The organism is Synergistetes bacterium HGW-Synergistetes-1, from assembly GCA_002839185.1.
Lineage (GTDB): Bacteria > Synergistota > Synergistia > Synergistales > Synergistaceae > Caenicola.
Genome location: PGXO01000012.1, coordinates 15,917 through 41,242 on the forward strand (window position 1 = coordinate 15,917; position 25,326 = coordinate 41,242).

26 protein-coding genes are annotated in these 25,326 nt (G+C 49.0%); 13 read left to right on the plus strand and 13 right to left on the minus strand.

The window, feature by feature from the left end; genetic code table 11:
- Nucleotides 1-4: 4 nt before the first annotated feature.
- The 4 genes from CVV54_09690 to CVV54_09705 are packed head-to-tail and all read right to left on the minus strand — an operon-like array spanning nt 5 to nt 3,881.
- On the minus strand, nt 5-967 hold the full coding sequence (locus tag CVV54_09690; protein PKL03618.1) for an ROK family protein: 963 nt from the start codon (nt 965-967) through the stop codon (nt 5-7).
- On the minus strand, nt 922-1,752 hold the full coding sequence (locus CVV54_09695) for a peptidase M55 (protein PKL03619.1): 831 nt from the start codon (nt 1,750-1,752) through the stop codon (nt 922-924). Before CVV54_09695 ends, CVV54_09690 begins: the two co-directional genes overlap by 46 nt.
- Nucleotide 1,753: 1 nt before the next feature.
- A complete protein-coding gene (locus tag CVV54_09700; protein ID PKL03620.1) occupies nt 1,754-2,773 on the minus strand; it encodes an NADH:flavin oxidoreductase in 1,020 nt (339 codons plus the stop codon).
- A 13-nt stretch (nt 2,774-2,786) separates the two neighbouring features.
- On the minus strand, nt 2,787-3,881 hold the full coding sequence (locus CVV54_09705) for a redox-regulated ATPase YchF (protein ID PKL03621.1): 1,095 nt from the start codon (nt 3,879-3,881) through the stop codon (nt 2,787-2,789).
- 427 nt (nt 3,882-4,308) lie between these two features.
- Between CVV54_09705 and CVV54_09710 the strand changes: the two genes are divergently transcribed.
- From CVV54_09710 to CVV54_09725, 4 genes are read left to right on the plus strand one after another with little or no spacing between them, the layout of a single operon-like run.
- On the plus strand, nt 4,309-4,584 hold the full coding sequence (locus tag CVV54_09710; protein ID PKL03622.1) for a ferrous iron transport protein A: 276 nt from the start codon (nt 4,309-4,311) through the stop codon (nt 4,582-4,584).
- On the plus strand, nt 4,581-6,368 hold the full coding sequence (locus CVV54_09715; GenBank protein ID PKL03623.1) for a ferrous iron transporter B: 1,788 nt from the start codon (nt 4,581-4,583) through the stop codon (nt 6,366-6,368). Before CVV54_09710 ends, CVV54_09715 begins: the two co-directional genes overlap by 4 nt.
- A gap of 42 nt (nt 6,369-6,410) precedes the next feature.
- A complete protein-coding gene (locus CVV54_09720) occupies nt 6,411-7,262 on the plus strand; it encodes a M23 family peptidase (GenBank protein ID PKL03624.1) in 852 nt (283 codons plus the stop codon).
- Nucleotides 7,263-7,272: 10 nt separating this feature from the next.
- Nucleotides 7,273-8,136 carry an EamA family transporter gene (locus tag CVV54_09725; protein ID PKL03625.1) on the plus strand — a complete coding sequence of 288 codons (864 nt, stop codon included), beginning with the start codon at nt 7,273-7,275 and terminating at the stop codon, nt 8,134-8,136.
- A gap of 48 nt (nt 8,137-8,184) precedes the next feature.
- Here the strand turns inward: CVV54_09725 and CVV54_09730 are convergent, their stop codons facing one another.
- On the minus strand, nt 8,185-9,174 hold the full coding sequence (locus tag CVV54_09730) for a TIGR00303 family protein (protein PKL03626.1): 990 nt from the start codon (nt 9,172-9,174) through the stop codon (nt 8,185-8,187).
- A gap of 198 nt (nt 9,175-9,372) precedes the next feature.
- On the opposite strand from CVV54_09730, the gene CVV54_09735 reads away from it, so the two are divergent.
- The 9 genes from CVV54_09735 to CVV54_09775 all read left to right on the plus strand — a co-directional run bounded on the left by CVV54_09735 (nt 9,373) and on the right by CVV54_09775 (nt 18,062).
- Nucleotides 9,373-9,990 (plus strand): V-type ATP synthase subunit D, encoded by a 618-nt coding sequence (locus CVV54_09735; protein ID PKL03627.1) that lies wholly within the window; start codon nt 9,373-9,375, stop codon nt 9,988-9,990.
- Between the two features lie 22 nt (nt 9,991-10,012).
- Nucleotides 10,013-10,360: a hypothetical protein gene (locus CVV54_09740; protein PKL03628.1), complete on the plus strand. Its 348-nt coding sequence runs from the start codon at nt 10,013-10,015 to the stop codon at nt 10,358-10,360.
- A 2-nt stretch (nt 10,361-10,362) separates the two neighbouring features.
- A complete protein-coding gene (locus CVV54_09745) occupies nt 10,363-11,463 on the plus strand; it encodes a hypothetical protein (GenBank protein PKL03629.1) in 1,101 nt (366 codons plus the stop codon).
- The gene (locus CVV54_09750; GenBank protein ID PKL03630.1) at nt 11,454-13,421 is read left to right on the plus strand and encodes an ATPase; all 1,968 of its coding nucleotides are present in this window, start codon (nt 11,454-11,456) and stop codon (nt 13,419-13,421) included. Before CVV54_09745 ends, CVV54_09750 begins: the two co-directional genes overlap by 10 nt.
- An 84-nt stretch (nt 13,422-13,505) precedes the next feature.
- A complete protein-coding gene (locus CVV54_09755; protein ID PKL03631.1) occupies nt 13,506-13,922 on the plus strand; it encodes an ATPase in 417 nt (138 codons plus the stop codon).
- A gap of 16 nt (nt 13,923-13,938) precedes the next feature.
- Entirely contained in the window at nt 13,939-14,247 is a 309-nt protein-coding gene (locus CVV54_09760) for an ATP synthase subunit F (GenBank protein ID PKL03632.1), read from the plus strand.
- Nucleotides 14,247-14,861, plus strand: a complete 615-nt coding sequence (locus CVV54_09765; protein PKL03633.1) for an ATPase — start codon at nt 14,247-14,249, stop codon at nt 14,859-14,861. The genes CVV54_09760 and CVV54_09765 overlap by 1 nt, the downstream gene beginning before the upstream one ends.
- Nucleotides 14,862-14,891: 30 nt before the next feature.
- Nucleotides 14,892-16,679, plus strand: a complete 1,788-nt coding sequence (locus tag CVV54_09770) for a V-type ATP synthase subunit A (protein PKL03653.1) — start codon at nt 14,892-14,894, stop codon at nt 16,677-16,679.
- Nucleotides 16,680-16,682: 3 nt separating this feature from the next.
- A complete protein-coding gene (locus tag CVV54_09775; GenBank protein PKL03634.1) occupies nt 16,683-18,062 on the plus strand; it encodes a V-type ATP synthase subunit B in 1,380 nt (459 codons plus the stop codon).
- Nucleotides 18,063-18,157: 95 nt separating this feature from the next.
- Here the strand turns inward: CVV54_09775 and CVV54_09780 are convergent, their stop codons facing one another.
- The 8 genes from CVV54_09780 to CVV54_09815 form a co-directional block, all read right to left on the minus strand.
- A complete protein-coding gene (locus CVV54_09780; protein ID PKL03635.1) occupies nt 18,158-18,607 on the minus strand; it encodes an MOSC domain-containing protein in 450 nt (149 codons plus the stop codon).
- Between the two features lie 78 nt (nt 18,608-18,685).
- Complete coding sequence (gene mscL / locus CVV54_09785) at nt 18,686-19,117, minus strand: large conductance mechanosensitive channel protein MscL (GenBank protein ID PKL03636.1); 432 nt, start codon at nt 19,115-19,117, stop codon at nt 18,686-18,688.
- Between the two features lie 119 nt (nt 19,118-19,236).
- On the minus strand, nt 19,237-20,025 hold the full coding sequence (locus CVV54_09790; GenBank protein ID PKL03637.1) for a peptide ABC transporter ATP-binding protein: 789 nt from the start codon (nt 20,023-20,025) through the stop codon (nt 19,237-19,239).
- Nucleotides 20,018-20,803, minus strand: coding sequence for an ABC transporter ATP-binding protein (locus CVV54_09795; GenBank protein PKL03638.1), 786 nt, complete (start codon nt 20,801-20,803; stop codon nt 20,018-20,020). The genes CVV54_09790 and CVV54_09795 overlap by 8 nt, the downstream gene beginning before the upstream one ends.
- Complete coding sequence (locus tag CVV54_09800) at nt 20,796-21,977, minus strand: ABC transporter permease (GenBank protein PKL03639.1); 1,182 nt, start codon at nt 21,975-21,977, stop codon at nt 20,796-20,798. Before CVV54_09800 ends, CVV54_09795 begins: the two co-directional genes overlap by 8 nt.
- The gene (locus CVV54_09805; protein ID PKL03640.1) at nt 21,974-22,951 is read right to left on the minus strand and encodes an ABC transporter permease; all 978 of its coding nucleotides are present in this window, start codon (nt 22,949-22,951) and stop codon (nt 21,974-21,976) included. Before CVV54_09805 ends, CVV54_09800 begins: the two co-directional genes overlap by 4 nt.
- Nucleotides 22,948-24,651 carry an ABC transporter substrate-binding protein gene (locus CVV54_09810; protein PKL03641.1) on the minus strand — a complete coding sequence of 568 codons (1,704 nt, stop codon included), beginning with the start codon at nt 24,649-24,651 and terminating at the stop codon, nt 22,948-22,950. The genes CVV54_09805 and CVV54_09810 overlap by 4 nt, the downstream gene beginning before the upstream one ends.
- Nucleotides 24,648-25,235, minus strand: coding sequence for a hypothetical protein (locus CVV54_09815; protein PKL03642.1), 588 nt, complete (start codon nt 25,233-25,235; stop codon nt 24,648-24,650). Before CVV54_09815 ends, CVV54_09810 begins: the two co-directional genes overlap by 4 nt.
- Nucleotides 25,236-25,326 lie beyond the last annotated feature (91 nt).

Here is a 25,326-nt window from a genome sequence, read left to right on the forward strand (position 1 = left end):
AACATCATCTTCTCAGCAAACTTATGGAAGCCGCTCCATAAAGCCCGGCATCTGCTCCGAGCGAAGAGACCTCAATTCTGAGATGCTCCCTCATAGGCAGCGGAAGCCATGGAAGTGTCCTAGTTTCCAGTTCTTCTGCGATCCCCTCTGCTTTGCTCATGCCTCCGCTCAGTATGATCTTTTCGGGATCCAGAACTACGATAAGCGAGGCTATGCCTCTGGCCATCGTTTCAAGCGCGTTTGAGATGAGGTTATCGGCTCTCTTGTCATTCCGCATCTGCCACAGTGATCTGAAGTCAGCGGGCAGCCCCTCTTTGGCCGCCTTCTGCTCAATGTGATCTGCCGATGCAATTGTTTCCAGATGTCCTGCACTGCCGCATCCGCATCTGATGTCTTTGAGCTCTGATATCGAAATGTGTCCGGCCTCCCCGGCCATCCCATGAGCTCCTGTCACAAGCCTGCCGTTAACAAATATGCCAGAACCTATGCCGGTGCCGAGCGTGAGCACGATAAAATCCTTACATCCCCTCGCGGCACCGCAAAATGCCTCTCCAACGGCAAAGCAGTTGGCATCGTTTTCCATTGCAAGCAATGGCGACATTCCCCTCTTTTCAAGGGCTTGCCTAAGGTAGTCGAGGAAAACAATATTCTCAAGTCCGGAAAAATTGGTAAGTTTTGTAATGATCCTGCGTGAAGCATCTAAAAACCCCGGTATGCCTACACCGGCAAATGATATGCCCCTGCCCTGCGAGACCTCCGCAATCATATCCGCTATGCAGTTCACGACTTCCCCAATGTCCCTGCCTTCGGGAGTATCCCTGTCTACCCTGTTGAGGATACGGACATCTTTACCCTCTGCCTCGACAAGGGCCGCTGATATGGTATGTCCTCCTAGATCAACACCTATAGAGAGCAACTTCGTCAATACCCCGCGAGCGATGCGCAGTCGATCGAGGAAGAGCACCAGCGCCTTATCTCAAAAATATCCTCTGTGGTAAAGACCATTGTCCTTCCGGATACCCTCTCGCTTCCGGGAACGAGTCCCGCAGCATCTGCCTGCGCTGTTGTATGAAAAGTAAGCTCCGCTTTATAGGGGGCTTCCATCTTCAGAACAGGGCTTTTACCTTCTGCCGCTGCATCCAGAGCTTTTTTAACAGCTTCCGACAACAGGGCTGCGGTCTCATCCGGAGTTTTTGTAAGTGCTGCATTCCTGCCAAGTCCATCTTTAAGGGCGCATGTGACAAGCGTCTCGCCCAGCAGGCTGGATGCCTCAAGACATACTGCGGTATCACCTGCCACCATGGAAACAGGAACCTCGAGGGCTCCGCAGAAAAGCGCGTTTAGTCCGGTTTCCCCTAGTTTTATGCCGTTGACTTTGAATCCGTATACGACTTTAGAGCTGTATGTATGGTCAAGTACGGCTTTTTCTGTGCCCGCCATAGCGTGATAACCAATGAAGATGGCAGCGTCGTGACCGGAGACTCCCTCTACCATGCCCAATATCTTTGGACTTCCGGTAATGAGCGAGACCCCGCGGGGAAACATCGATACGTCAAGGTTTATCATACGGTCATGAGAGTCGTTCACGGTTACGGACTCAGCTCCCCAGCTTAGGGCCGCATTAACTGCAGCAATGGTGTCATGGAGCTGCATCCTCCGTCCGAATTCGTATCCCAGATTTCCGTACGCCACCTGTTCTGCAGAGACTACTCCGGTCGAGCCTTCCATATCTGAGCTGATATATACCTTCAAATCAACATGACTCCTTCCACCGTGAGACAAAATCCGGATCCTGCAGCATCAGCCTACCAACACCAACGAGGTCACAGACGCCATCCCTGAGTAATTTCTCTGCCGTCTGCGGATCTTTTATCCCACCCGTGCATTCAACCAGCGCTGAGGATCCGACCGAACCCTTGATCCTTTCTGCATAGGGAGCAAAATAGGCGCTGTCTTTCCTGTCTGCCCCGAATCCGCAAAGATTACCTGTAATGCTTATCATATCCACACCCAGACCAACAAGTTCTCGGGCAACTGAAACAGTATCGTCTATCGACAGTCCTCGGGGATTTTCACCCGGAAGATAATCAGCAACGCCAAGACGAACTGACAGGGGGATATCCTTAAGCGACTGTCTTATGCCATCTGTAATTTCATAGAGCAGTCTCGCTCTTTTTGCATCTGTCCCCCCATATTCATCGTCCCGCCTGTTAGTAAGGGGGCTAAGGAACTGTCCCAGAAGATATCCGTGGCTTGCATGTATCTGGATACCGTCATAACCTGCTGTTTTGACCATGCGAATAGCCGCGCTGATAAAATCTTCCGCTGTTTTCTTAATTTCACTTCGCGTCATGATTTCAGGTTTTCGGCCAGGTTTATCCCAGTGGTCACCTACGGGGATACCGGAGGGTGACTGGGGCCTGTATCCTTCCATATCGAAAACAGCGGGGTCGGCGATCTTTGCACCCGCATGATTTACCTGAACCATACAAAGTGCAATGCCTTTTTTAAGCACTTCTGATATTTCCATGTGTTTTTTCGCAACTTCGTCACTGTCAGCAAGAAATTGCGCAGGCCTGGTCCTTCCGCAGATATTTACTGCATGGTGCTCTGCTATTATGAGTGCAGCCCCTGATGCGGCAAAACGCCCGTATATTTCCAACGATCTTTCAGAAGGAGTACCGTCCTCTTTGGAACTTAAAGATGCAAGGGGCGCCGAAACTATTCTGTTATTCAGGATGTTGTTTTTCAGCTCTATCGGTTCAAAGATCATGTGACCGCCTCCTTTAGACGTTGAATCTTATTTCAATGATATCCCCGTCTTTGACCAGATACTCTTTGCCTTCCAGCCTCAGGCATCCGGCCTTCCTGCATTCATCGAAGGAGCTCGCATGTTGTTTGTAATCTTCAAAAGCAACGACCTGCGCCCTTATGAATCCTCTTGCAAGATCAGAATGGATAGCGCCGGCTGCATCAACGGCATTGTCTCCGGCACGCAGGGTCCACGCACGGACTTCATCAGGACCGCAGGTAAAAAAGCTTATCAGACCAAGCACCCTGTAAGCCTCTTCAATGAGCCTTTCCCTGCCGGGTTCAGTAATATCGAGGCCTTCTGTGAATGCGGCAGCCTCTTCTTCATCAAGCTCGGCTATATCCATTTCAAGGCTTCCATAAAGAGTGCAGAGCTTTACTCCCTGTTCATCAGCCCTCTTTTTCAGTTCATTCCATTTGGGTATCTTTGTCTCATCTGACTGCGAATCATCGAGGTTAAGCAGGATTATCTCAGGCTTGGAAGTCACGAATGAGAACCCCCTCAGAAGGCGCCACTCGGCTGGCTTCAGTTCGATGCTCCGCAGCGGTCTCTCTTCCAGAAGGCATTCGAAACACTGATCAAGGAGCCTCTTCTCAGTCTCTTCTTCGGGAGTGAGCTTTTTTTTGGACTTCAGCTTTCCAAGCCGGTTTTCGATGACGGCCAGGTCCCGGAATATCATCTCATTTTCAATAATGTCCCAGTCACGCAGCGGATCAACGCTGCCCTCGGGGTGTTCTACAGATTTGTTGCTGAAACACCTGATGACCTGAATGAGGGCATCAGCATCAGCGACAAAAGAGAGGAAGGAGTTGCCAAGCCCTTCTCCCTTGCCCGCTCCGCGCGAGAGGCCGGCAAGATCTACAAACTCGACCTGAGCCGGAGTCACTTTTTTGGGTTTGTGCACTTCGACCAGAAAATCAAATCTTTTATCCGGAACTTCGACGACAGCCTTGTTGGGGTCCGTCTTCCCGCCGGCATAGGGTTTTACCTCCGCGCCGGCCCTCGTTATCACGTTGAATACTGTAGATTTGCCGCTCAGGGGCAGCCCCACTATTCCGCAGTGCAGCATTCCAATACCACTCCATTCTTATTTGTAGCAGTGATTTTTTATCATCTCACAAAAGCCCCGAACTTCAAAGCCTTACACACATCAATTTCAGATGACAGCCATATCTCTTCGTCTGCCTGCTTAAGTCTACTACAAACAGCCGCTGATGAGCAATTAAGCCCGGAAAGAGAGAGCACGCTCTTAAATATTCCGTACTATTTATATTTGCGGTGATCACTTATTTTTTATTCAGACCTTACTTCAGTAAAGATCACATATTTGGTGATATATCCTCTAAAGCTCTCCTATACCTGAGATATTTGCACCTTAAAACAAAAAAGGATATATTGAAATTAGGCTATATATTTCTTGACAAGGCTATAACGCCGTAGGATAATCGGTTAGCCTAAAGTAACTGATAAAATCTAACAATGGGGGACTGTACCATATGAACCTCTTACAGGTAAAAGACGAAGAGAGTGCTGTAATAAAGAGCATACCGCAGGGTGAATCAGGCGAACGCCTTGAAGCGCTCGGACTGCGAGTGGGCAAAAGGATCCGCAAGGTTTCCGGCATGCCCTTCGGTGGCCCGATAACCCTCCTGCTCGACGGAAGGCACTTCGCCGTGGCACATGCCATTGCCGGCAAGATCGAAGTTGAAGGCGTAGACTCCCCTCCCCAGCCGGTTGTTGAAAAAAGCCGCCTGTGGCCTAAATTTATATGAGCTGCCGCGACTGCAGCCTCTGCAACGTCAGAGGCAATAAATGCCCTTCAATATCTCAGGACTGCGGACGCGTACTTCTTATGGGAAACCCCAACGTTGGAAAGAGCGTCTTCTTTTCAAGACTTACGGGAACACATGCTCTCTCTTCAAATTACCCAGGCACAACTGTAGGCTTTACTGAGGGAACAATGAGATATGGCGGCAAAACAGCCAGACTGATCGACGTTCCGGGAGCGTACACACTTGACCCGACCAATGAAGCAGAAGTAATAGCACGCCGCATTTTAAAAGACGGCGCTGATGTTGTTATCCTTGTTATCGACGCCACTGCCCTCGAAAGAAACCTCGTCATGGCGATCCAGGTGCTCGAGCGTGGTATCCCCGTTGTCGTCGCACTCAACATGGTCGATGAGGCAAGACACAGGGGGATCCTGATAGACATCCCAAAACTTGAAGAAGAGCTGGGCGTCCCGATAGTTCCGACCGTAGCAGTAACCGGCCAGGGCCTTAGCGAGCTTGTGTCAAAAATGGAAGATGCAAGGGTGAGTCCTTTGCAGCCCATGTCCAAAGAAACGCGCTGGCTCGCCATAGGTGAGATCATAACGAAGGTACAGACTGTCACCCACAGGCACCATACGACCATGGACAGGATCGAAGACATCTCCGCACATCCAGTGCTCGGAGGCATAATGGGCTTTCTTGTCCTCATTATGGGATTTATGGCGATAAGGTTCGTAGGTGAGGGCATAATCACCTATGTGACAGATCCGATTTTTGAGAACCTCTGGATGCCTGTGCTGCAAAAACTAAACACTATGCTCGGAGAAGGACCGATAAGGAATATCCTTATCGGAACTTTAATAGAGGGCGAAATCAACTTTGAGCAAAGTCTCGGAGTTCTCTCAACAGGGATCTATGTGGAATTCGGGATGGTACTTCCCTATATAATCGCATTCTACTCAGGCCTCAGTTTCCTTGAGGACTTCGGCTACCTGCCGAGGCTCGCCGTTGTTTTTGATGCCCTTCTTCACAGGTTCGGAATACATGGCTATGCAATAATCCCCACTCTGCTTGGCTTCGGCTGCAACGTCCCCGGGATCCTCGGAACACGCGTGCTTGAATCCGAGAGGGAAAGATTTATAGCCGCCACTCTTATATCTGTGGGTATCCCCTGCGTCTCTATCCAGGCAATGCTTTCAGCAACGCTGGGTGAGTTCGGGATGATATATGTCGCGGCCGTCTACGGGATACTCTTCTGCGTATGGCTCGTACTGGGCAGGATAATGCACCTGACATTGAAAGGCTACAGTCCCGAACTGATAGTAGAGATCCCGCCCTACAGGATGCCCTCTATGAAAGCCTGGCTGAATAAACTCTGGTTCAGGATCAAGGATTTCCTATATGAAGCCACTCCCCTTGTGCTGTTTGGGATATTCCTCGTTAATATACTTGAGACCCTTGGTGTTATGAAAAAGGTCGCGGATGCCCTCTCCCCGATATTTGAAGGCTTCCTTGGACTTCCTTCCGCGACAGCGATTCCTATAGTTATGGGTGTATTCAGGAAAGACATCGCCATGGGGCTGCTCATCCCGCTGGATCTGTCAGCATCGCAGACCCTCATCGCAGTGGTCGTTCTTGCGATGACCTTCCCATGCATAGCTACATTCATTATTCTATGGAAGGAACTGGGAACAAAAAGGATGCTGATGAGCTCAGGCATAATGATCACAGCCGCACTGCTGACCGGAGGACTTCTGAATCTCTTCTTTAAAATCATACTATAATAATCACATAACTGTTTTACATAATGGACATGAGGGAGGGATATGATGAAAAGGGCCATTTCGGCATTGATAATGCTGCTTTTTATCCAGACCGCCCTTTACGCCGTGGAGAAAAATATCACCGTTACTGCGCCGGCACAGGCGGAGATCGGCCAGCCATTCCTTGTAAGCGCCAGATCGGAGAACAGTATCGAGAGGGTCACCATATCATGGCAGGAAAAAGAATGCGTTTTGACAGGGGACAACGGCACCTTCTCTGTGCTTCTTGGGACTGACCTGAAAAATGCAAGAGCCGGAACAAGCGTGCTTAGGTTCATCTGCGAAATAAATGGAGAACTTTTGGAAGAAAGCCGTGAGATCCGCCTCATCGCCCATAAATATCCCCGGGAAAACCTCAAAGTCCCGCCTGAAAAACTTACACCTCCTGCGAACCTGAGAAAGAGGATCAAAAAGGAGGCCGAGCTGGGCAGATCTGCTATACAGACAAACACACCCGGATCGGCGCCGCTGCTTCCTCTTTTAAGGCCTGTACCGGGCACCTATTCCTCAGTTTATGGGAAGAGCAGGTATTTCAACGGGCAGTTCAAAGGGCGGCACGGAGGCATCGACATGCGGGCTGCTTTGGGGACGCCTGTCAAAGCTGCAGCGCCCGGCAGAGTCGTTTTGACCGGGGATTTCTGGTTTGCAGGCAAATGCTTATACATAGACCACGGGGCAGGACTCATGTCTTTTTACTGCCATATGTCAAAGGTCTCCAAATCAAAGGGAGATGAAGTTGAACGCGGAGAAACAATAGGCCTCTCCGGTAAAAGCGGCAGAGTAACCGGTCCTCACCTGCATTTCAGCGTTTCCTGGCGCGGTGAGTACTTCGACCCGGCTCCCCTCTTTAAATAGGTCCATTTCAATGAAAGATAAGACAAGAAGCCTCATAGAGATCCACATCGCGGTAGTCCTCTTCGGTCTTTCAGGCCTCTTTGCCAGGTATGTCGGACAGCCTGCCGTTATAATTGCGCTTGGCAGGGTCTTTTTTGCAAGCATCTCCATGTACCTCTTTTTCAGGTACAGTGGGACGGACATCAGCCTCGGATCAAAAAGGGATTACTTCACTCTGGCCGCGGCGGGCTTGATGCTGGCAGTCCACTGGACTACTTTCTTCCTTTCCATCCAGGTATCAACAGTGGCAATAGGTGTCCTTACATTTTCTACCTTTCCGCTTTTTATCACATTTCTTGAGCCGCTGATTTTTGGTGAAAAGATCAAAATTACTGACGTTATCTGCGCCTTCGTTATGTTTGCAGGGGTGATGATAATAGTTCCGGAATTTCATCTGAGCAATAACATCACACTGGGGATAATATGGGGAATGACATGCAGCCTTACCTACGCAGCGCTCTCATTGATAAACAGGAAATTTGTAAAAAAATACTCCGGAAGGCTTATCGCCTTTTACGAACAGGGGACTGCCACATTGGTCCTGCTTCCTGCTTTCTTTATATACAGGCCGGTCTTTACAGTGACAAGCATATTTCTCCTGGTCCTCCTCGGAGTCCTTTTCACCGCAGCCGCCCATTCGATGTTTATCAACGGGATGAAAAGCATAAGGGCACAGACAGCCGGGATGATAGCCAGTCTTGAATCTGTTTACGGAATAGCAGCGGCCGCGGTCTTCCTCGGTGAAATACCGTCCTTCAACGAGTTTGCAGGAGGGGCATTGATCTTATCTGCCGCCATCTATTCAACACTGAAGGCGTCAAAAGCGGCAGAATGATCTGCCGCTTTTTCAAATTCAGTTAAACGTAATTTTTAAAAAGTTTTTTCATGAGGTCAAGGCTGCGTATAGTTTCTCCGTCCGATCTGTGATCCTTTCGATCGTTGCCCCTTTCCCGAGCGCATACCAGACTGCTCCTCCCATTCCGACCCCTTCTTTTACATATCCCTTTTCATAGTCCGCAAGACCCGGGAATTTTGATGCAGAAAAATCAAGGGGAGCCGAGTACCATTCGACGCCAATTTTTTCTGCATATTCGACAAAACAGCTGGTACTGTCCTGACATACATATTTAGTTGTAGCTACAAGCAAAGGCCTCGTGACCTTCATGTCCCGCAGGAGGGCTGCAACTGCCATCATCTGTGTGCCTCCAGCCAATATCACTTCTGCATCTTCAGGCAGTGCAGATACAAATGAAGCAACTGCTATCTGCATCGGATCTCCGACTTCTGCCGCTGCTGCCAGGCCCATGCCTTTCATTCCGCCCACCTTGATCCTCAGCCTTGAGGCGACTGCGTTCCATATTTCTTCCTTTTTAGGTAGCGGGTTTACCGGCCCTGCCGATGAAACTGTCCCGTTGTATCCAAGAGATCTCAGGAGAAGAAGGGCAGTTGTTGTACCTCCGGGAATGGACTCGGCAAGCACAAACTTCTTTATGCCGGATCCGGTAAGGTCTATTGCCGCCTCTGCGGCTTTTTCAGAGATCATTAAGTAGTCGGGTACTGCAGCCCCAATTCTCGGATCCTTGCCGGGGAATGCACCGAGATCCTTAAAGGGAGCCACCGGAGCTACAGATGTACCTGCCCTTATGTTCATCACCGGCAGTCCTCCCTCCAGAACTGCTGCTTTGGTCACAAGAGCCGGAGTCGGATGACCGAACGGATCGATCGGGATGCAGTCGATTACCCTCGGCTTGTCGTAATAAAGCATATCCGCATCTGCCGGAGCGGTAAAAGGAAGAGCCTCGGCATTGGCTCCCGCTGCAGAAAGTCCGTTCTCCCTGGACAGGTCTGTCTCACTGATAAATAATATAAACATGAGCTGAATTTACCCCCTGTACTAACTCAGAAATAAGAGTTAGAATCGTCTTTGTGGTCTCTGTTATCAGCAGAGCTTGTTGTTTTTTGGGCAGAATTAAGCACCAAGTGGAATTCTAGCACATTTTGGCTTAACAGACCCCACACTGAGTGTTTTTTGATCATTAACAATGACCCTGACCAGGCAAAGGGGGATCTTATGGCTACTAAACTTGCTCCAACCAGGGGAAACCTTGTTAAACTTACACGCTCCATGCAAATGGCACAGTCTGGACATGATCTCCTGGATCAAAAACGACAGGTACTCATGATGGAGCTTGTCCGTTTCATAGATTCTGCAAAAACTATCCAGAAGGATGTTGAACGAATTTTCAATGATGCATACGATGCCCTCCAGAAAGCCAACATCTCTCTTGGAATAGATACTGTTGAAGATATTTCCGAAGCCGTCCCCATTACATCTGATATCACCGTGCGTCTTCGCTCTGTGATGGGGGTCGAGATACCAGATGTTGATCCGTTATCAGATAAGACCGTCCCCAGTTATTCTTTTTACGGATCTTCCGGGGCAATGGATGCGGCATATTCAAAATTCCGAAAGGTCATGGTGCTCCTCGCACAGCTTGCAGAAGTTGAGACAAGCGTTTACAGGCTTGCAGTCCAGATAAGGAAAACACACAGGCGTGTAAATGCTCTTGAAAAGGTTGTTATCCCTTCAAACCAGGCCGATATAAGATTTATATCAGACGTCCTGGAGGAGGGTGAGCGCGAAGACTTTACAAGGATGAAAATGGCTCAGAAAAAGACAAAAAAGTAGTCAAATTCCGGAGGTAATGACGATGGGTACATTGCAGGAAGTTCTCGCAGTTCTGCTTGGAGCGGAATCAGAGGCAAAACGGATCGTTGAGGATTCAAAAAATGAATCAGATGGCTTCCTTCGCACAGCGCAGGAAAAGTTTGCCATGGAACGTGCAAACCAAATGGCTTCGGCAAGGGAGCAGGCAAAAGGCCTGATGGAAACAGCGCTTAATTCAGCAAGGACAGAGGCTGAACAGATCGCGGTCCTTGGAAAAGAGGAACGGACCCGTATGCAGAAACGCTTCGAAGAGAATGTCGACCCTGTTATTGATTCTATGGTCTCTGAAATAGCAGAAAGATACATTTCAAAAACCAAAAGGGGTAATTAAGGTTGCAATCCACTTCAAAGGGGCAGGCAACAGCCATAGGTGTGAAGTCACACGTACTCTTCAGCAAGCTTCTTACTTCTGAAGAGTACTGGGCGTTGCTGAACCTTAACAGTATCAGTGAGATAGCAGATTTTCTTAAACAGACCGAGGGATACAAAGAACACCTTGAAACTCTGCCTCCCGCAAAGGTGCACCGTGTAAATCTTGAGAATGCCGTGAAGTCATCGATACTCGCTGAAGCAACTGCATTCTTATTCTACCTTTCGGGACCGAGGCGTCAGTTATTCACAGACTGGCTTGGATGGTATGAGGCAGAGCATCTGAAAAGCATTTTCAGATGGGTAAGGACAAAGAGGCTTGACCGCGATGAAATGAGAAAACGTCTTTTTGCCGTCCCGGGATCAAAACTCTCCTATGACCTCCTGCTGAACAGCAGGGACTACAATGATGTCCTTGATGCACTAAAAGATACAAGATATCATAGGGTCCTCACAGAACCGGTCAAACGCCTGATCAACGGTGAGGAGTCCCTTTTTTCGCTTGAAATTGCGATAGACAACCTTGTAGAAACATCTTTATACAATGACCTTAAAAATCTGCCGGAAAACGAGCAGAAATTACTTGAGCCATTGTTCGGGACCAGGATAGACCTTCTCAACCTTTATCATTTCCACAGGTGCGTATGGTATTACCAGATGACGCTTGAAGAGACGCTCAGCAGGATGCTCCCGGTAAAATACAAGGTGAAGACCCACCATCTCAGGGATATGACAAAGGGGACAAGCTGGGAAGAGAGGATCGACAGGCTGGGGTCGTCTTTCCCTGTTTATGCTGAAATATTCAGAAATGCCCTTCAACAGGAAGACAAGGAACTGGCGCTTGAGATGTCCATAAAGAGATACAACTATCTCAAGGCCCTGGCTATATTCCAGAAGGGATCTCCTGGTTTTCATACAGCTATCAGTTACTTTGTATTAAAATCTCATGAATTGGACGATGTGATCCGTGTGATAGAAGATGTCAGATATGATTATGATCGCAGGAATGCGGCCAATTACCTTATAAGGCCGATAATCAGCGGGGGTGAACCCAAATGGCAGTAATGAAGATGGTCGCACTGACCATGATAGGTCCTGACTCGGAAATGGAACCTGTCGCCCGTCAGATGGTTTTGACGGGAGGCTTCCAGCCTTTGCCGCTCGACCTCCTGGTAAACGACAGGAATCTCCGGTCTAAAGTAACGACTGAAACAGAAAATCCTTACGATGAACTTCTGGCAAAGGTCACAACAGTATGGAAGATCGCGGGTGAAATGATCCCCGATCCGTCTCCTGTCACGCTTACTAAAGAGTTTACCCTTACTGCAGCCCGAAGGAAAGTTGAACAGACTTCAAAAAGACTGGAAGTATGGGAAAAGAGAAGGGTCGTACTTTCAGAAGAGGAAGATCTCTTAACAGCCACCAAACTGTTCGTTGAAGCACTGAAAGGCACTGAATTCGGCCCGGAGGAACTTGCAAGCGGCACATTCCTGATCCCATTTTTTGGCCGGCTCTCGAATGAAAACTATCAGAGGCTGACAGAGAGCAGCGAAGAGTCGCCCATTACGACAAATGAGCTGACAGTGCTCAACGGCAACACTTGGGTACTTGTATTGACCGTAAAGGGGCATGAAGAATCTACCCGGAAGCTTCTGGAAGCTGTCTACTTCAAGGAATTTTCATTAAAAGACATCGCATCGCAGTTAAAAGGGGTGGATCCCCTTACTCTTGTAAACAAGAGGATAGCCAACCACCAGAGAGCCATCAAAGGACTCGCCAAGGCTGCCAAGGACATGCTGAGGGAGCAGCGTTCGGAATATGAACTTCTCTACTCGCAGCTCTACACAATGCAGAGAGTCTATGACGTCTGCAAAGGACGCGGCGAGGTAAGCGGGATGTTCGTACTTTCAGGATGGATACCGGCTGACACTCTAGCAGTTATCAAAAAAACTGTCGAGGAAGATGCCCCTATGACGACCGTCATGGTAGAAGAGACAAAGGACATCAGCTATTCAGGCATACGTGTACCGACGCTTCTTCAGAACAACTCTTTTTTCAGGGCTTTCCAGGACATAGTGTCAATGTACAGTCTGCCGTCTTACGGAGAGATAGACCCCTCTCCCATAGTAGCCATATCGTTCATCCTCTTTTTTGGTTTCATGTTCGGAGATATTGGACACGGATTAATGATATTTCTCGGTTCAATGTTTATGGTCAAACGGGGGATGATGAAACGTTCCTTTGGACAGGTCATGAAATCAGCAGCCGTGAGCTCTATGGTCTTTGGAGTACTTTACGGGAGCATATTCGGGATGGAAGACATAATTCCCGCACTGTGGCTGTCTCCGATGCACGATACTAACAAACTTCTGATAATCGCCATCTGTCTTGGAGTATTCATGATAAGCCTCGGGCTCATACTCAACATGATAAAACAGTACAGAGCCAGGGATTTTGGAAGACTGCTCTTCGACGGACAGGGAATGGCCGGACTCATGCTTTACTGGACAATGGCTGCCCTCGCCGCAATATATATGACGGGCACAAAGATCCCTGAGATCGCAGCTGACATAATGTGGGGCGGGATCGGAGTAATGATGCTTCTTATGATATTCAGGGATATCCTGGCAAGATACCTGCTGCATCAGAAGGATGAAAAAGAATCTGTAGTCCTTAATCTTTTTGAGATAATGCACAACTTGATGTCATTCGTTTCTAACACAGCGTCATTTGTAAGGCTCGCAGCCTTCGCGCTCAACCACGTCGGGCTCTCGATGGCAGTAATAATGCTCTCCGAGATGGTACATTCACTCCCCGGCGGGATCGTAATGAAAGGGATAATACTCGTAGTTGGAAATGTCGTAATAGTATGTCTGGAAGGTCTTATTGTCTTTATCCAGACGCTAAGGCTCGAATATTACGAGTTCTTCGGTAAATTCTACAAGGGAGGTGGAAGTGAATTCAAACCGGTCGGCTGGAAAAAGGACGGTTCCAAGTATGTTGCTCCGGCCGCCCAAAAATAATTACATATATGTAAAAGTTTTCTGACATAATAAAGATCAAACTGATAATTTTTTGTACAATTAATGTGAAGGAGTGGGTTTTTGATGTTTGGACTTGCAATGTGCTGCGGCACTGTCGCAACAATGATAGGTCTGGGGTATTTAATGCAGCGCAGAGGCTATAAGGGAGGCCGAGCCTTTTACCTTTCAGGTTTGGGGGTATCATCGCTCCTCGTATTTACAGGGGCAGCGCTCTCTCTAACGATGCACCCCGCATTCGCTGAGGCCACTGCAGCACCTCTGGGGACAGGCGCCGGAATGGGCTTTATTGCCGCTGCTGTCTCAACAGGACTCGCCTGCCTGGGAGCCGGACTTGCAGTTGCAAGCGTTGGATCCGCGGCCCTCGGTCTGGTAGGAGAAAAACCCGAGATGCTGGGAACAACCCTCATTTATCTTGGCCTTTCAGAAGGTATCGCTATATACGGCGTTATCGTTTCACTTCTGATACTAGGACGGATCTAAGGACAGAAACAATATCATGAAAGCTTTTCTTGTGAGCGACAACCATGATTCCCTGGTAGGCATGAGACTTGCCGGTATTCAAGGCTGCCTCGTTCACACCGCCGATGAAACTTTTGCGGCAATAGACAGAGCGCTAAAGATGCCTGACCTGGCCATTCTCGCAATTACAGAGAAGGCTGCGGAAATGGCTCCGGATGTTATTCAGCAGCTGCGAGAGCGCGGGGAACTGCCTCTTCTGGTTGAGATACCTGACAGATTCGGTACTAAACGGGGACCGGATTTTCTGACCCGATACGTACAGGAAGCCATTGGGGTGAAAATGTAATGAAAGAAGTATCCAGTGAAAAGATAGGGACATTAAGAGACATAATCCTTGACAGAGCTGATTCCAGAAAGAAAGATCTGGTAGCAGGGGCAAGACAGGAATCCGAAGAATGGCTGCTCAGGGAGACAGAAAAACTTCAGCGTGAAACCAACCTTATCCTTCAGGATGCAAGAAAAAGAGCTGAGGATATCAGACGCAGGCAAATCTTATCTGCAGAGAGAGAAAAATCCACAGAAACACTGAGACTGCAGAACAGGATACTATCTGAAGCGCTTGGAAGGCTTCAGGACAAACTTGTGCATATCAGGGAACGTGAGGACTATTTTGAAATCCTTGCAGGGATGTGCATCGATGCAATAAATTCCCTAAGGGAGACGAATGGACTAAAACTCAGGCTTTCAGCAGTTGACGCGGGCCTGGCTGACTCAGTGATATCAAAAGTACAAGAACTTATGCCGGAAGCTGGAATTACTTTTGATCCTGAGACGGCTCCCATACTCGGCGGATGCTGGGTATCTACAAATGACAACCGCAGGCAGGTCAACTCTGACTGGCAAAGCCTTACGCAGGAAATGGCCGATACTCTGGCTGAACGGCTCCTGCCGCTGCTTTAGGAGGAATGGAACTTGGAGGCTAAGACAATCATCGCCCCAAATAATAAGGAAGGTACAGTTACCTTCGTCAACGGTCCTGTCATAAAGGCCTCTAATATGCGTAATTTTGCAATGCGTGAAGTTGTTAATGTCGGCCCCAAAAAGCTTATGGGTGAAATAATAAGCATGGACGGCGATAATGCAACTATCCAGGTCTATGAGGACACTGACGGGCTCAGTATCTATGAAACCGTCACCGGCACGGGTGAATCCCTCTCGATCGAGGTGGGTCCCGGACTGATTGGCAGCTTCTTCGATGGGATAGGAAGGCCTCTGGATGCCCTTCTTGAATCTGAGGGAATGTATATTTCTCCGGGCACTTCGGTCAATATGCTGAACCGTGACAAGATCTGGGAGGTGACCCCTGTTGCCAAGCCAGGCGAACTCGTAACAGGAGGAACGGTAATTGCCACAGTACAGGAGACACCTCTACTGCTTCACAAAATAATGGCTCCTCCTGACACTGAGGGCGAACTTACCTGGGTGATCTCAAAAGGCCCTCACAAAGGCGGCGAAATGGTCGCAAAGATCAAAGACGCGTTTGGGCGTGAAGTATCCATACCTATGATCCAGAGATGGCCGGTAAGGACTCCCAGGCTATACAGGGAACGCCTGCTTCCGAACGAGCCCTTCGTGACCGGGCAGAGAGTCATCGACGGACTCTTCCCGATAGCAAAAGGTGGTACGGCATGCATCCCAGGAGGTTTTGGGACAGGAAAGACCGTTACCCAGCATCAGCTTGCAAAATGGGGAGATGCTCAGGTAGTTATTTACATAGGCTGCGGAGAGAGAGGGAACGAAATGACAGACGTTCTTGAACAGTTCCCTGTACTCGAAGATCCCAGATCGGGAAGACCTCTTATGGAACGAACCATCCTGATCGCCAATACATCAAACATGCCTGTTGCGGCCCGCGAAGCGTCAATTTATACTGGGATCACGATCGCCGAATATTTCCGTGACATGGGATATGACGTTGCTATAATGGCAGACTCAACTTCAAGATGGGCCGAAGCCCTTCGCGAACTTTCGGGCCGCCTTGAAGAAATACCTGCCGAAGAAGGGTTCCCTGCCTATCTGCCGAGCAGGCTGGCTGAATTCTATGAAAGAGCCGGACGTGTAGTGACATTAGGCGGAGAAAACGGCAGCATTACTGTAATAGGAGCCGTTTCACCTCCGGGAGGAGACTTTACAGAGCCTGTTACGAGGCACACCAAACGCTTTATCAGATGCTTCTGGGGACTGGACAAAAACCTCGCAAATGCCAGACATTATCCTGCCATTTCCTGGATAGACTCTTACAGTGAATATGCAGAAGAGGTAAACGGATGGTTTTGCTCGAACGTAGATCCCCGATGGGGAGATCTCAGAGACGAGGTCCGTCAGATACTTGCTGAGGATAACAAGGTACAGCAGGTCATAAAGCTGGTCGGAGAGGATGTACTTCCCGACGATCAGAGACTTGTCGCATTTACAGCCTTTTTGATCAAGAACGGATATCTGCAGCAAAATTCCTTCGGTTCAGACTCCTATTCTCCTCCGTCAAAGGGGTTTGAGATACTTGAAGTAATAATGGATTTCTACCAGAAAGCTCTCGGACTGGTCCGCAAGGGCATTCCGATATCCCTTATTAAAGAAGACGAATCAGTCGACTCGATCACACACCTCCGTGAACTCTCACCCGATGACAAAAATGGCTTTGCTCTGGTGAGAAAGAGGATAAACGCTCACCTCGACAGGGTTGCAGCTGAAAGAACAAGAAAGCTTGGAGGTGAGTAGCCGGTGGCAAACGCTGAATATATCGGAGTAAAAGATATTGAAGGCCCTTTTGTTCTTGTTGAGAACGTAAGCGGTGTAGGTTACGGCGAGCTTGTTGAAATACGTGACAGCAAAGGGCGTCTCCGCCATGGACAGGTAAAGTCCCTGAGCGAAAAAGCCACACTGGTGCAGGTATTCACCGGAACTGAAGACCTCATTCCAAATACGACCAAACTGCGTTTCCTCGGAAAGCCTCTTGAGATCAGGCTCTCAAAAAATATGCTTGGACGTACCTTTAACGGTCTTGGGGAACCGAGAGACGGCTGCGGAGAGACATACGGCGGAAAAAGGGTCAATATCAACGGACTCCCCCTTAATCCAATGGCGCGCCAGTATCCTAAGGACTTTATCAACACAGGGATATCTGCGATAGACACCCTGACGACGCTTATAAGGGGACAAAAGCTCCCTATCTTCTCAGGAAACGGACTGCCGCACAATCAGCTGGCAGTACAGATAGCAACTCAGGCAAAGATCATGGGATCCGACGATTTCGCCGTTGTCTTTGCAGGAATAGGCATCAAGCATGATGACGCGGCTTATTTTACCCAGGAACTATCCAACAGGGGGCACAGCAATAACATAGTAACATTCCTGAACCTTGCCGACGATCCGGTCATCGAGCGTATCGCGACTCCAAGGATGGCGCTGTCGACAGCGGAATATCTTGCTTATGAACTTGGACTGCACGTACTTGTCATCATAACTGACATGACAAGCTACTGCGAAGCCCTGAGAGAAATAGGCGTCGCAGCCGGTGAAGTCCCCAGCCGTAAAGGATACCCTGCCTACCTCTACAGCGACCTCGCATCTCTTTATGAGAGGGCCGGAGTCGTAAGGGGCGTCAGCGGAAGCGTTACACAGATCCCGATACTTACAATGCCCAACGACGATATCACCCACCCTATACCTGACCTGACAGGATTCATAACAGAAGGACAGATAGTTCTGTCAAGAGACCTGGACTCAAGAAACATCTATCCTCCGATAGACATCCTGACGAGTCTTTCGAGGCTTATGAAAGACGGTATAGGCAAAGGATACACAAGGGAAGACCACCCCAGCGTTTCAAGCCAGCTTTTCGCTTCCTACAGCAGGGTCCAGGAAGTACGATCCCTTGCAGGAGTCGTTGGCGAGGACGAGCTTTCCAAAAATGACAAAATGTCATTGGAATTTGGAAAACTATTCGAGGAAAAATTCCTTAAGCAGGGAAAAGAAGAGGAACGTGAGATAGGGTACTCACTTGATATGGCCTGGGAAATACTCAGCAATCTGCCTAGAAGCGAGCTCACAAGAGTCTCACTAACGGATATCCAGGAACACATCAGAAAATACACTGATTGACCTTTGCATCAGCAATAATCAGCTAAAAAGCGAAGCCCGGAAGTTAACCTCCGGGCTTCGGCCTTTCAGACTGTTTATCCAGGACGAAAAGAAACTTAAATTTGACTCTCTATCTGAGCTTTGTCGCCTTTTTTCACTTTTCCTCCTGAAACAACTACGCAAAAAAGACCCTCTGAAGGCAGCAGGCTGATTCCAAATGTTCTGCTCACGATGCTTGGATGATCCTCCTTGCCTACCTGTGTGACCTCTATAACTGCATCTTCCCCTAGCTTTATCCTGCTTCCGGGTGAAAGAGAAGAGAGATCCAGCCCCTCGATCAAAACATTCTCCGCAAAATCACCGGGTCCCATGTTAAGGCCCTTTTGCCTGTTTACTTTTTCAAGGCTTTCATAACTGAGACATGTGACCTGACGTCCCCAGTCTCCGGCATGTCCGTCGTTTTCGATCCCCTTACCGGCAATAAAGAGCGCTTCCGGTACTTCTTTTTTAAGCTGTCCTCTTTGAGGACTGACAGATATTGAGTAGACCTTTCCATTTTTTTCCATGTTAACTTCCTTCCTGCCCATCCATAAATGGAAAATTTATTTTTCTTGCAGATTATAATTCAGGGTTTAGCAGTCAGTCTATAGCTGCGAGGTGCAGTGGGGGCACCTTGTTGCATTGTCATCGATCTCCGAGAAACAGAAGGGGCATTTACGCTTGGGAGCCGGTGCAGGGGCAGGTTTTGACATTCTGTTTGCAAAGCGTATGACCCAGAATATCGCCCATGCCTGAATAAGGAAATTAATGATCGTGTTGATAAAAAGGCCATAGCTTATTACAGGCAGACCGGCTTCTGTCGCTTCAGCAAGCGTCGCAGCAGGAGTCCCTGAAAGATTTATGAACAGATTGGAAAAATCTACACCGCCCAGCGCAAGTCCTATCGGCGGCATGAGGATATCGGTTACCAGAGAAGCGATCACCTTACCAAAGGCCGCACCTATTATCACACCTACTGCCATGTCCAAAACATTACCTCGCATTGCAAAGTTCTTAAAATCCTGCATTACTGACATGAGAACACCTCCGCGTCATTAATGATTAGATTATAAGTTAAAATTGTAAATATTATAATATCAAAAAGAAAAAAATAAACTAAAAAATCACAGTTAGCGGGTGAAAAACATTCTTAACATCACTTTACAAGCTTGTCAAAGCTTGGGATCGAATTGATCAGTTTTACAGTATAAGGATCATCAGGAGCATTCAGCACCTTTTCAGACGGCCCTTCCTCGCAGAGACTGCCCTCTTTCATAACCATTATCCTCTCTGCCGCATTTCCGGCAAGTAAAAGGTCATGAGTGACAAATATCATCGCAGTCCCTGACGCTGCGTATTTTTCCAGTACTTCGACAACCTCACCGCGCGTTGAAGCATCCTGCATCGAAGTTGGCTCATCGCATAACAATATCTTCGGAGAGAGCATGAGAGCCCTGGCGATCTGCACTCTCTGCCTTTGTCCGCCGGAAAGGGAAACAGCACGTGATCTCAGTATCCTCTCTCCTCTCAGGCCAAGCTCTGCAAGCAGGGCCTCTGCCCTCTGCCTTATCTTTTCTTTGCTGATATCAAGTCCCGCAATAACTGCCGGTTCGCACACTGCATCCAGTGCCGAAAGTCCGGGAGGAATAGCACCGTATGGATCCTGCTGAACATACCCACATTTTTGCCTGGCCTTTGCCAGTTCGTCTGCACCAAGCAAGGAGAGATCCTTACCGAAAAGAGCAACTCGGCCTTTCTCCGGTTTTACAAGTCCGACAAGGGCACGCAGCAGAGTGGTCTTGCCGCTTCCGGACCCTCCAACAACCGCAAGTCTCTCCCCGGGCGCCAGTGAGAGGGATATATCACTGACAGCTTTGTGGACGGAGCCCTTTTTGGACCTGAAACTTACTGTCAGTTCCACTGCTTCAATAATTTTATTATCCATTCTTTTTATTCCTCTGCCAGAACATTTCCCTGATCAGATCTTTAGTATGGGGATGCCGGGGATAATTCACCAATTCATGTGGTGTGCCCGACTCTGCGATCATCCCATCCTTCATAACAACAAGCCTGTCACAGACCATCGCAGCCAGCGGCAGGTCATGGGTGACAAGAATTATCGACAGGTCTTTGCTTTTTCTAAGCCCGGAAAGCAGTTCAAGTATTTCGGCCTGCACTATCACATCCAGCGCAGTAGTAGGCTCGTCAGCAAGAAGAAGTGCGGGAGAGCACGCAAGAGCAAGAGCGATCGCCGCGCGCTGTTTCTGGCCTCCCGAAAGCTCGTGGGGATACCTTTCTTTGATGCCTGCATCAAGCCCGACATCTTCCAGAAGACGGACCACCTCTTTTTCTGCATCTTCGCCGAATATGCCTAAGTGTACGTTAAGCACTTCCTCAATATGCCTTTTGATCTTCATTACCGGCGTAAACGAATTCTGGGCTCCCTGAGGTACCAGCGATATCTCTTTCCATCGCAAATTTCTCATCTCACTCTCCGACATCCTTAGGATATCGGCCCCCTTGTATAGGATCTCACCTGTGACTTCCGTACGTGGAGGCAGAAGTCCCAGAAGGGCAGTCATCAGTGTGCTCTTGCCACTGCCCGACTCTCCCACAAGACCCGTGAAGCTGCCTTTTTCGATGCTGAGGGAAATACCGTTAACTGCAGCTGTCACTCTGTCCATAGAGTTGTATCTTACTGTGAGATCTTTTATGTCAAGCATTTTTACCGCTCCCAAGTCTTGGGTCTATCTTCTCCTCAAGATATCGCCCAATGTCCATGAAAATCAAACACAAAGCCACTATACCGAGACCCGGGGGTATAAGCAGCCACCATGCGCCTTCCGTGAAAGCTCCAAAGGAATGCGCCTCATGCAGCATCCGTCCCCATGATATGAGCCTCGAATCCGAGAGTCCCAGAAAAGCCAGCCCTGCCTCGGCCAGTATCGCACCCGGGACTCCCAGCGCAATATTTGCAAGGAGTATCGGTGCCGCCTCAGGGACAAGGTGGCGCCGGAGAATGTATCCACGTTTTGCCCCCAGGACCCTCAGTCCCTCCACCCAGGGACTTTCTCTCACGGTGAGCACAAGCGCCCTGACCGAACGCGCCGTTCCCATCCATGAAAATATGGAAAGTATGAGTACCAGCTGCCACAGGCCTTTTCCCCACAGCCCTGCCAGGACCATCATTATTGGCAGGGTCGGTATCGAGAGCAATACATCTACGATCCTCATCACAAGAGCGTCGAACCATCCTCCGATGTATCCTGTTGCAAGACCCAGTCCAAGCCCCAGCAGGCTTGCAATGAGCGTTGCGCTTATGCCAACGATCAGGGAGGTACGGATGCCGAAAATAAGGAGCGTCAGAACGTCACGGCCTCTCTGGTCTGTACCCAGCAAGCCCTCCCTGCCTCCGGAAAGTGAGAGCGAAAGTTCTGTTTCTTCGGCACCATCTATGCGTATAGTGTATCTTCCCTTCGAAGGAAAAAGATGTTCTACGCTTTTTCCTATAAGCGGAAGTCCGAGCTTCTGCTTGAAGATCATGTCCCTGCCGTCCATATTTATCCAGTAGACATCGCTTCCTCTGAGAATATCCAGTACCTTTTCTCCATGAGGTGTGGACCATATTATCCTTACTTCTTTTACAGGATCGGCTGTTATCCTCCCATTGAGTGCAAAAATTTCAGGAGGCAATTTGTCCCAGTTGATATCAACAGCTTTGTTTCCCACCGTATATTCCGAAGAGAGGGGAAGTTTCGCATTCCACCATACGGGTCTCGCAAATGGTGCCCCGGTCACATCGGACGGATGCCCCGTTATAAGCATCGGACCAAGGAAGCCTGTCAGGAATATGCAGATGAGCAGGATGACGCTCTTCCGTTTCAGGATGTCCGTCATTGATCCCTGCCTCCTACGCGCACCCTCGGATCGACCAGGCCGTATACAACATCCGCGAGCAGGTTTGATATTACCGTTATCAGGGCCAGCATGTAGAATGCAGCACCTGCGGAAGGATAATCATGGCCTGAGACTGCTTCAAGCAGGAATGTCCCTACCCCGTGCAGTGAAAAGACCGATTCTGTGATCACAGCACCTGATACAAGTCCGGGTACTGACATGAGCAGGATAGTAAGTATCGGCGGAAGTATCGTCCGGAAGGCATGTCCGTAGACCACTCGGTTTTCCGAAAGCCCCCTTGCCCTCGCCATCAGGACAAAGTCTTCCCCCAGTGCCTTCACCATCAGGTTGCGAACATACAGTGCCCACCCGCCGAATCCCATAAGTGTGAGGGAGAGGACAGGCAATGCCATGTGCCAAAGATAGTCCAGTGTGATCGAAACGGCTCCGGTCGGCTGAGGGATCGAGACACTTCCTCTCAGCGGGAATATCGGGAATGTCCGTGCAAGAAGCATGATAAGGACAAGCTGCACAAAGAATCCGGGAAATGACGCTGTGACTGCGCCTGCCCTTAAAACTATCCGCTCAGCGAGTTTTCCTCTGTTCAATGCGGCCTTGATCCCAAGCCATATACCTAAAACCGAGGATAGGAACATTGAAGTCGCCATGAGGAACAATGTTCCGGGCAAACGGGAGATAAGTTCGTCCCATACCGGTTTCCTGCTGAGGAAAGAGAGTCCGAAGCTGAATGTGAGCATCTGCTTGATGTAAATAAAAAACTGTTCCGGAAGCGGCTTGTCCAGGCCGTATAGTTCCCTCAGCCTGTCCTTTGCCTCAGGAGAAAAATTGGGGTCGATGATAGTGCTTACCGCGTCACCGGGCATTATCCTGAAGAGGATGAAGTTCAGTACCAATACAGCGGCCAAGACCCCTATCGATGATAATAACCTGCCCCAGAACCATCTGTTCTTCATTCGGTCCTCACATTTTTCTTTTCGAGCATACGATAGTGATTATTTCTTTTCATCATTACAAACTCACCCGGCCTGTATTCATCAAGCATGAACGGGCCGGCACCCACAAGACCATAGGGACCGAACTTGCCTTTTGGGTCTATCGGGTTCCAGTTCTGCCAGTCGTTTACCTTTTGCAGCACCTTTGCCGGCATGCACGGAAGTCCCCCGATGTTGTCGAGGTACCAGTAACTCGTTCCATCCATGTCCACAGTAAGCTGGGTGCTGTCTGTCACCCTCACGGAACTGATGTTTTTGACAGAGTCAAAAAATCTGGGGATACTGTTTTTTTTGAGAAAATCTAAGGTAGCTTTTACATCTCCTGCAGTGAGAGGGCTTCCGTCACTCCATTTGAGGCCTTTTCGGAGCCTGAAAGTCAGCCTTGTATGTTCCTTCCCGTCATTTGTTACAGTTTCAACAGACCAGGACTCCGCGAGTGAAGGCATATCGTCAAGCGTGAAAGGATCCGTGCCGATCAGGCTTTCGTATATAAGGCCGAGGATCTGCCAGGAATATGCGCTGCTTGCCACAAAAGGATTCAGGTTCCGCGGCTCTTCAGCAAGGACCATATTGAGTGGCCGCTCTTTACCGTCCGCAGGCTCCGCCATGATGAGCGTCCACATATTATCCGCCGTCATTTTTTCGTTGGAAAAAACATTTTTCCATTTTTTTGAGACCGCTGAAACAGAAAATCTGCTGTAAACAGGGATGGAGGGCATAAGTTCAGCCAGAAGCAGTTGTGATTTTTTCGACGCAGTTTCTGCATCTGCTCTGTTTTTTGCGTATCTCAGCCTCAAAAGGACATCGTCAAGGGCCGGGTCATGGGTCGACGTCATGTTGTAGCCGCCGGGCATGTCCATTGAGCTGTGATAGAAGGAGTAGAGAGAATCAGGGTTCTTCCCCATGCTCCATGCGATGACGCCAAGGGAATATTCTTTTCTGTCAAGTTTACCTATCATTGCAGAGAAATCCATCGGCTCGACATCAACAGGAAAACCGACTGACCTCAGAGAATCAGCTATCTGTTCTGCAAGCTCCGCTGTTGTAGGCGCTACCCGTGCAAGGGGCGTCAGAAGCTTCATTTTACCCACAGGAGTTCCGTCAGGATATATCAGGCCGCCTGTAATGCTCCATTTGTATCCTTTTGCGCTGAGACGTTTTTTTGCAGATGCCTTGTCATAAATGTTCTTTGTGCTTTCCGGCAGGGACCATGGTGATACCGGAGGCAGCCAGCTGTTTATCGGTTCGCAGTATCCGGAGTATATGGTACGCACCATATTGTTCCTGTCTATTGCTTCTGCCGCGGCATGCCTTACTTCAGGGTCATCCCATGGTCTGCTCTTATTGTTGAGCAGCAGGAAAAATGCGTGGAATCCCCTGGCAAGCGACATTGAAAGCCCCGGATCCCTGCTGAGCCTGTCAATATCTGAAGGTCGGCTGATGTCACTTACAATATCAAGTTCTCCTTTTTCAGCAGCCAGGACCTGGGAGTCGGCATTTGTGATAATTACCATGCACAGTTTTTCTATCCGCGGACCGTATACCTTCTCCGGATCAAACCTTTCACCTGCTGAGGCAGTAGTTGAATTCAGAACTGTGATCAAAAAGAAACAGGGAAGGATACAGAACAGCCTGGTGAAACTTTTTTGCATTTGGCTCATAAGCTCTCCCCGCTGTAAGTGCTTTTTATGACTATTTCTTTAGACGGCACCGGTTTGCCTGTAATTATGTTAAGGATAAGCCTTCCCGCAAGCACTCCCGTCTCAAAGGTTGGGACATCAAATTCCCTCTCCCATATTACAGGATACGACCCGGGATAACGAAAACCGATCGTGACGACCGGAGCGGCAGACTCCCCGGGAAAGTTTTCAGGATCGATCCAGATGATGCCCTCAACGCTCCTGTCAATGAGTTTGCCATATTCCCTTGCTGCCCTGAGCGGACTTCCCTCCGTGCGCTTCAATATGATCTCATATTCAGAGTTCGAGATAGTCCTGTCGAGCCCTGATATAAAATTCGGAAACCAGTCGGGTGTGAAATCACGGACTACTAAGCCGATCAGTCCGCTCCTGTTGGTAGAAAGGTTGCGGGCGTTTTTATCAAGGCGGTAATTGAGCGCCCTTACAGCATCCATCACCTTTACTCTGGTCTTTTCAGAGATCCTGTGGTCCCCTTTAAGAACACGGCTTATTGTTGCCTTGTCTACGCCTGCTTCAAGAGCGACATCCTGCATCGTGACCTTCATCTGAACACCTCATAATGCAACCGTTTGTATTGCTTCCCATATTATAACCAGTCAAACAAGGGGGAGCAACAGCGGACTCCTCTCATGTCCA

Bases quoted from the DNA above. Each gene is read 5' to 3' on its own strand.
- CVV54_09725 (PKL03625.1), top strand. From the start codon at position 7,273: ATGAAAGATAAGACAAGAAGCCTCATAGAGATCCACATCGCGGTAGTC.
- CVV54_09740 (PKL03628.1), top strand. From the start codon at position 10,013: ATGGGTACATTGCAGGAAGTTCTCGCAGTTCTGCTTGGAGCGGAATCA.
- CVV54_09805 (PKL03640.1), bottom strand. From the start codon at position 22,951: ATGAAGAACAGATGGTTCTGGGGCAGGTTATTATCATCGATAGGGGTC.
- CVV54_09735 (PKL03627.1), top strand. From the start codon at position 9,373: ATGGCTACTAAACTTGCTCCAACCAGGGGAAACCTTGTTAAACTTACA.
- CVV54_09750 (PKL03630.1), top strand. From the start codon at position 11,454: ATGGCAGTAATGAAGATGGTCGCACTGACCATGATAGGTCCTGACTCG.
- CVV54_09780 (PKL03635.1), bottom strand. From the start codon at position 18,607: ATGGAAAAAAATGGAAAGGTCTACTCAATATCTGTCAGTCCTCAAAGA.
- CVV54_09795 (PKL03638.1), bottom strand. From the start codon at position 20,803: ATGCTTGACATAAAAGATCTCACAGTAAGATACAACTCTATGGACAGA.
- CVV54_09790 (PKL03637.1), bottom strand. From the start codon at position 20,025: ATGGATAATAAAATTATTGAAGCAGTGGAACTGACAGTAAGTTTCAGG.
- mscL (PKL03636.1), bottom strand. From the start codon at position 19,117: ATGTCAGTAATGCAGGATTTTAAGAACTTTGCAATGCGAGGTAATGTT.
- CVV54_09720 (PKL03624.1), top strand. From the start codon at position 6,411: ATGATGAAAAGGGCCATTTCGGCATTGATAATGCTGCTTTTTATCCAG.
- CVV54_09810 (PKL03641.1), bottom strand. From the start codon at position 24,651: ATGAGCCAAATGCAAAAAAGTTTCACCAGGCTGTTCTGTATCCTTCCC.
- CVV54_09700 (PKL03620.1), bottom strand. From the start codon at position 2,773: ATGATCTTTGAACCGATAGAGCTGAAAAACAACATCCTGAATAACAGA.
- CVV54_09815 (PKL03642.1), bottom strand. From the start codon at position 25,235: ATGAAGGTCACGATGCAGGATGTCGCTCTTGAAGCAGGCGTAGACAAG.
- CVV54_09730 (PKL03626.1), bottom strand. From the start codon at position 9,174: ATGTTTATATTATTTATCAGTGAGACAGACCTGTCCAGGGAGAACGGA.
- CVV54_09800 (PKL03639.1), bottom strand. From the start codon at position 21,977: ATGACGGACATCCTGAAACGGAAGAGCGTCATCCTGCTCATCTGCATA.
- CVV54_09760 (PKL03632.1), top strand. From the start codon at position 13,939: ATGAAAGCTTTTCTTGTGAGCGACAACCATGATTCCCTGGTAGGCATG.
- CVV54_09715 (PKL03623.1), top strand. From the start codon at position 4,581: ATGAGCTGCCGCGACTGCAGCCTCTGCAACGTCAGAGGCAATAAATGC.
- CVV54_09755 (PKL03631.1), top strand. From the start codon at position 13,506: ATGTTTGGACTTGCAATGTGCTGCGGCACTGTCGCAACAATGATAGGT.
- CVV54_09705 (PKL03621.1), bottom strand. From the start codon at position 3,881: ATGCTGCACTGCGGAATAGTGGGGCTGCCCCTGAGCGGCAAATCTACA.
- CVV54_09710 (PKL03622.1), top strand. From the start codon at position 4,309: ATGAACCTCTTACAGGTAAAAGACGAAGAGAGTGCTGTAATAAAGAGC.
- CVV54_09765 (PKL03633.1), top strand. From the start codon at position 14,247: ATGAAAGAAGTATCCAGTGAAAAGATAGGGACATTAAGAGACATAATC.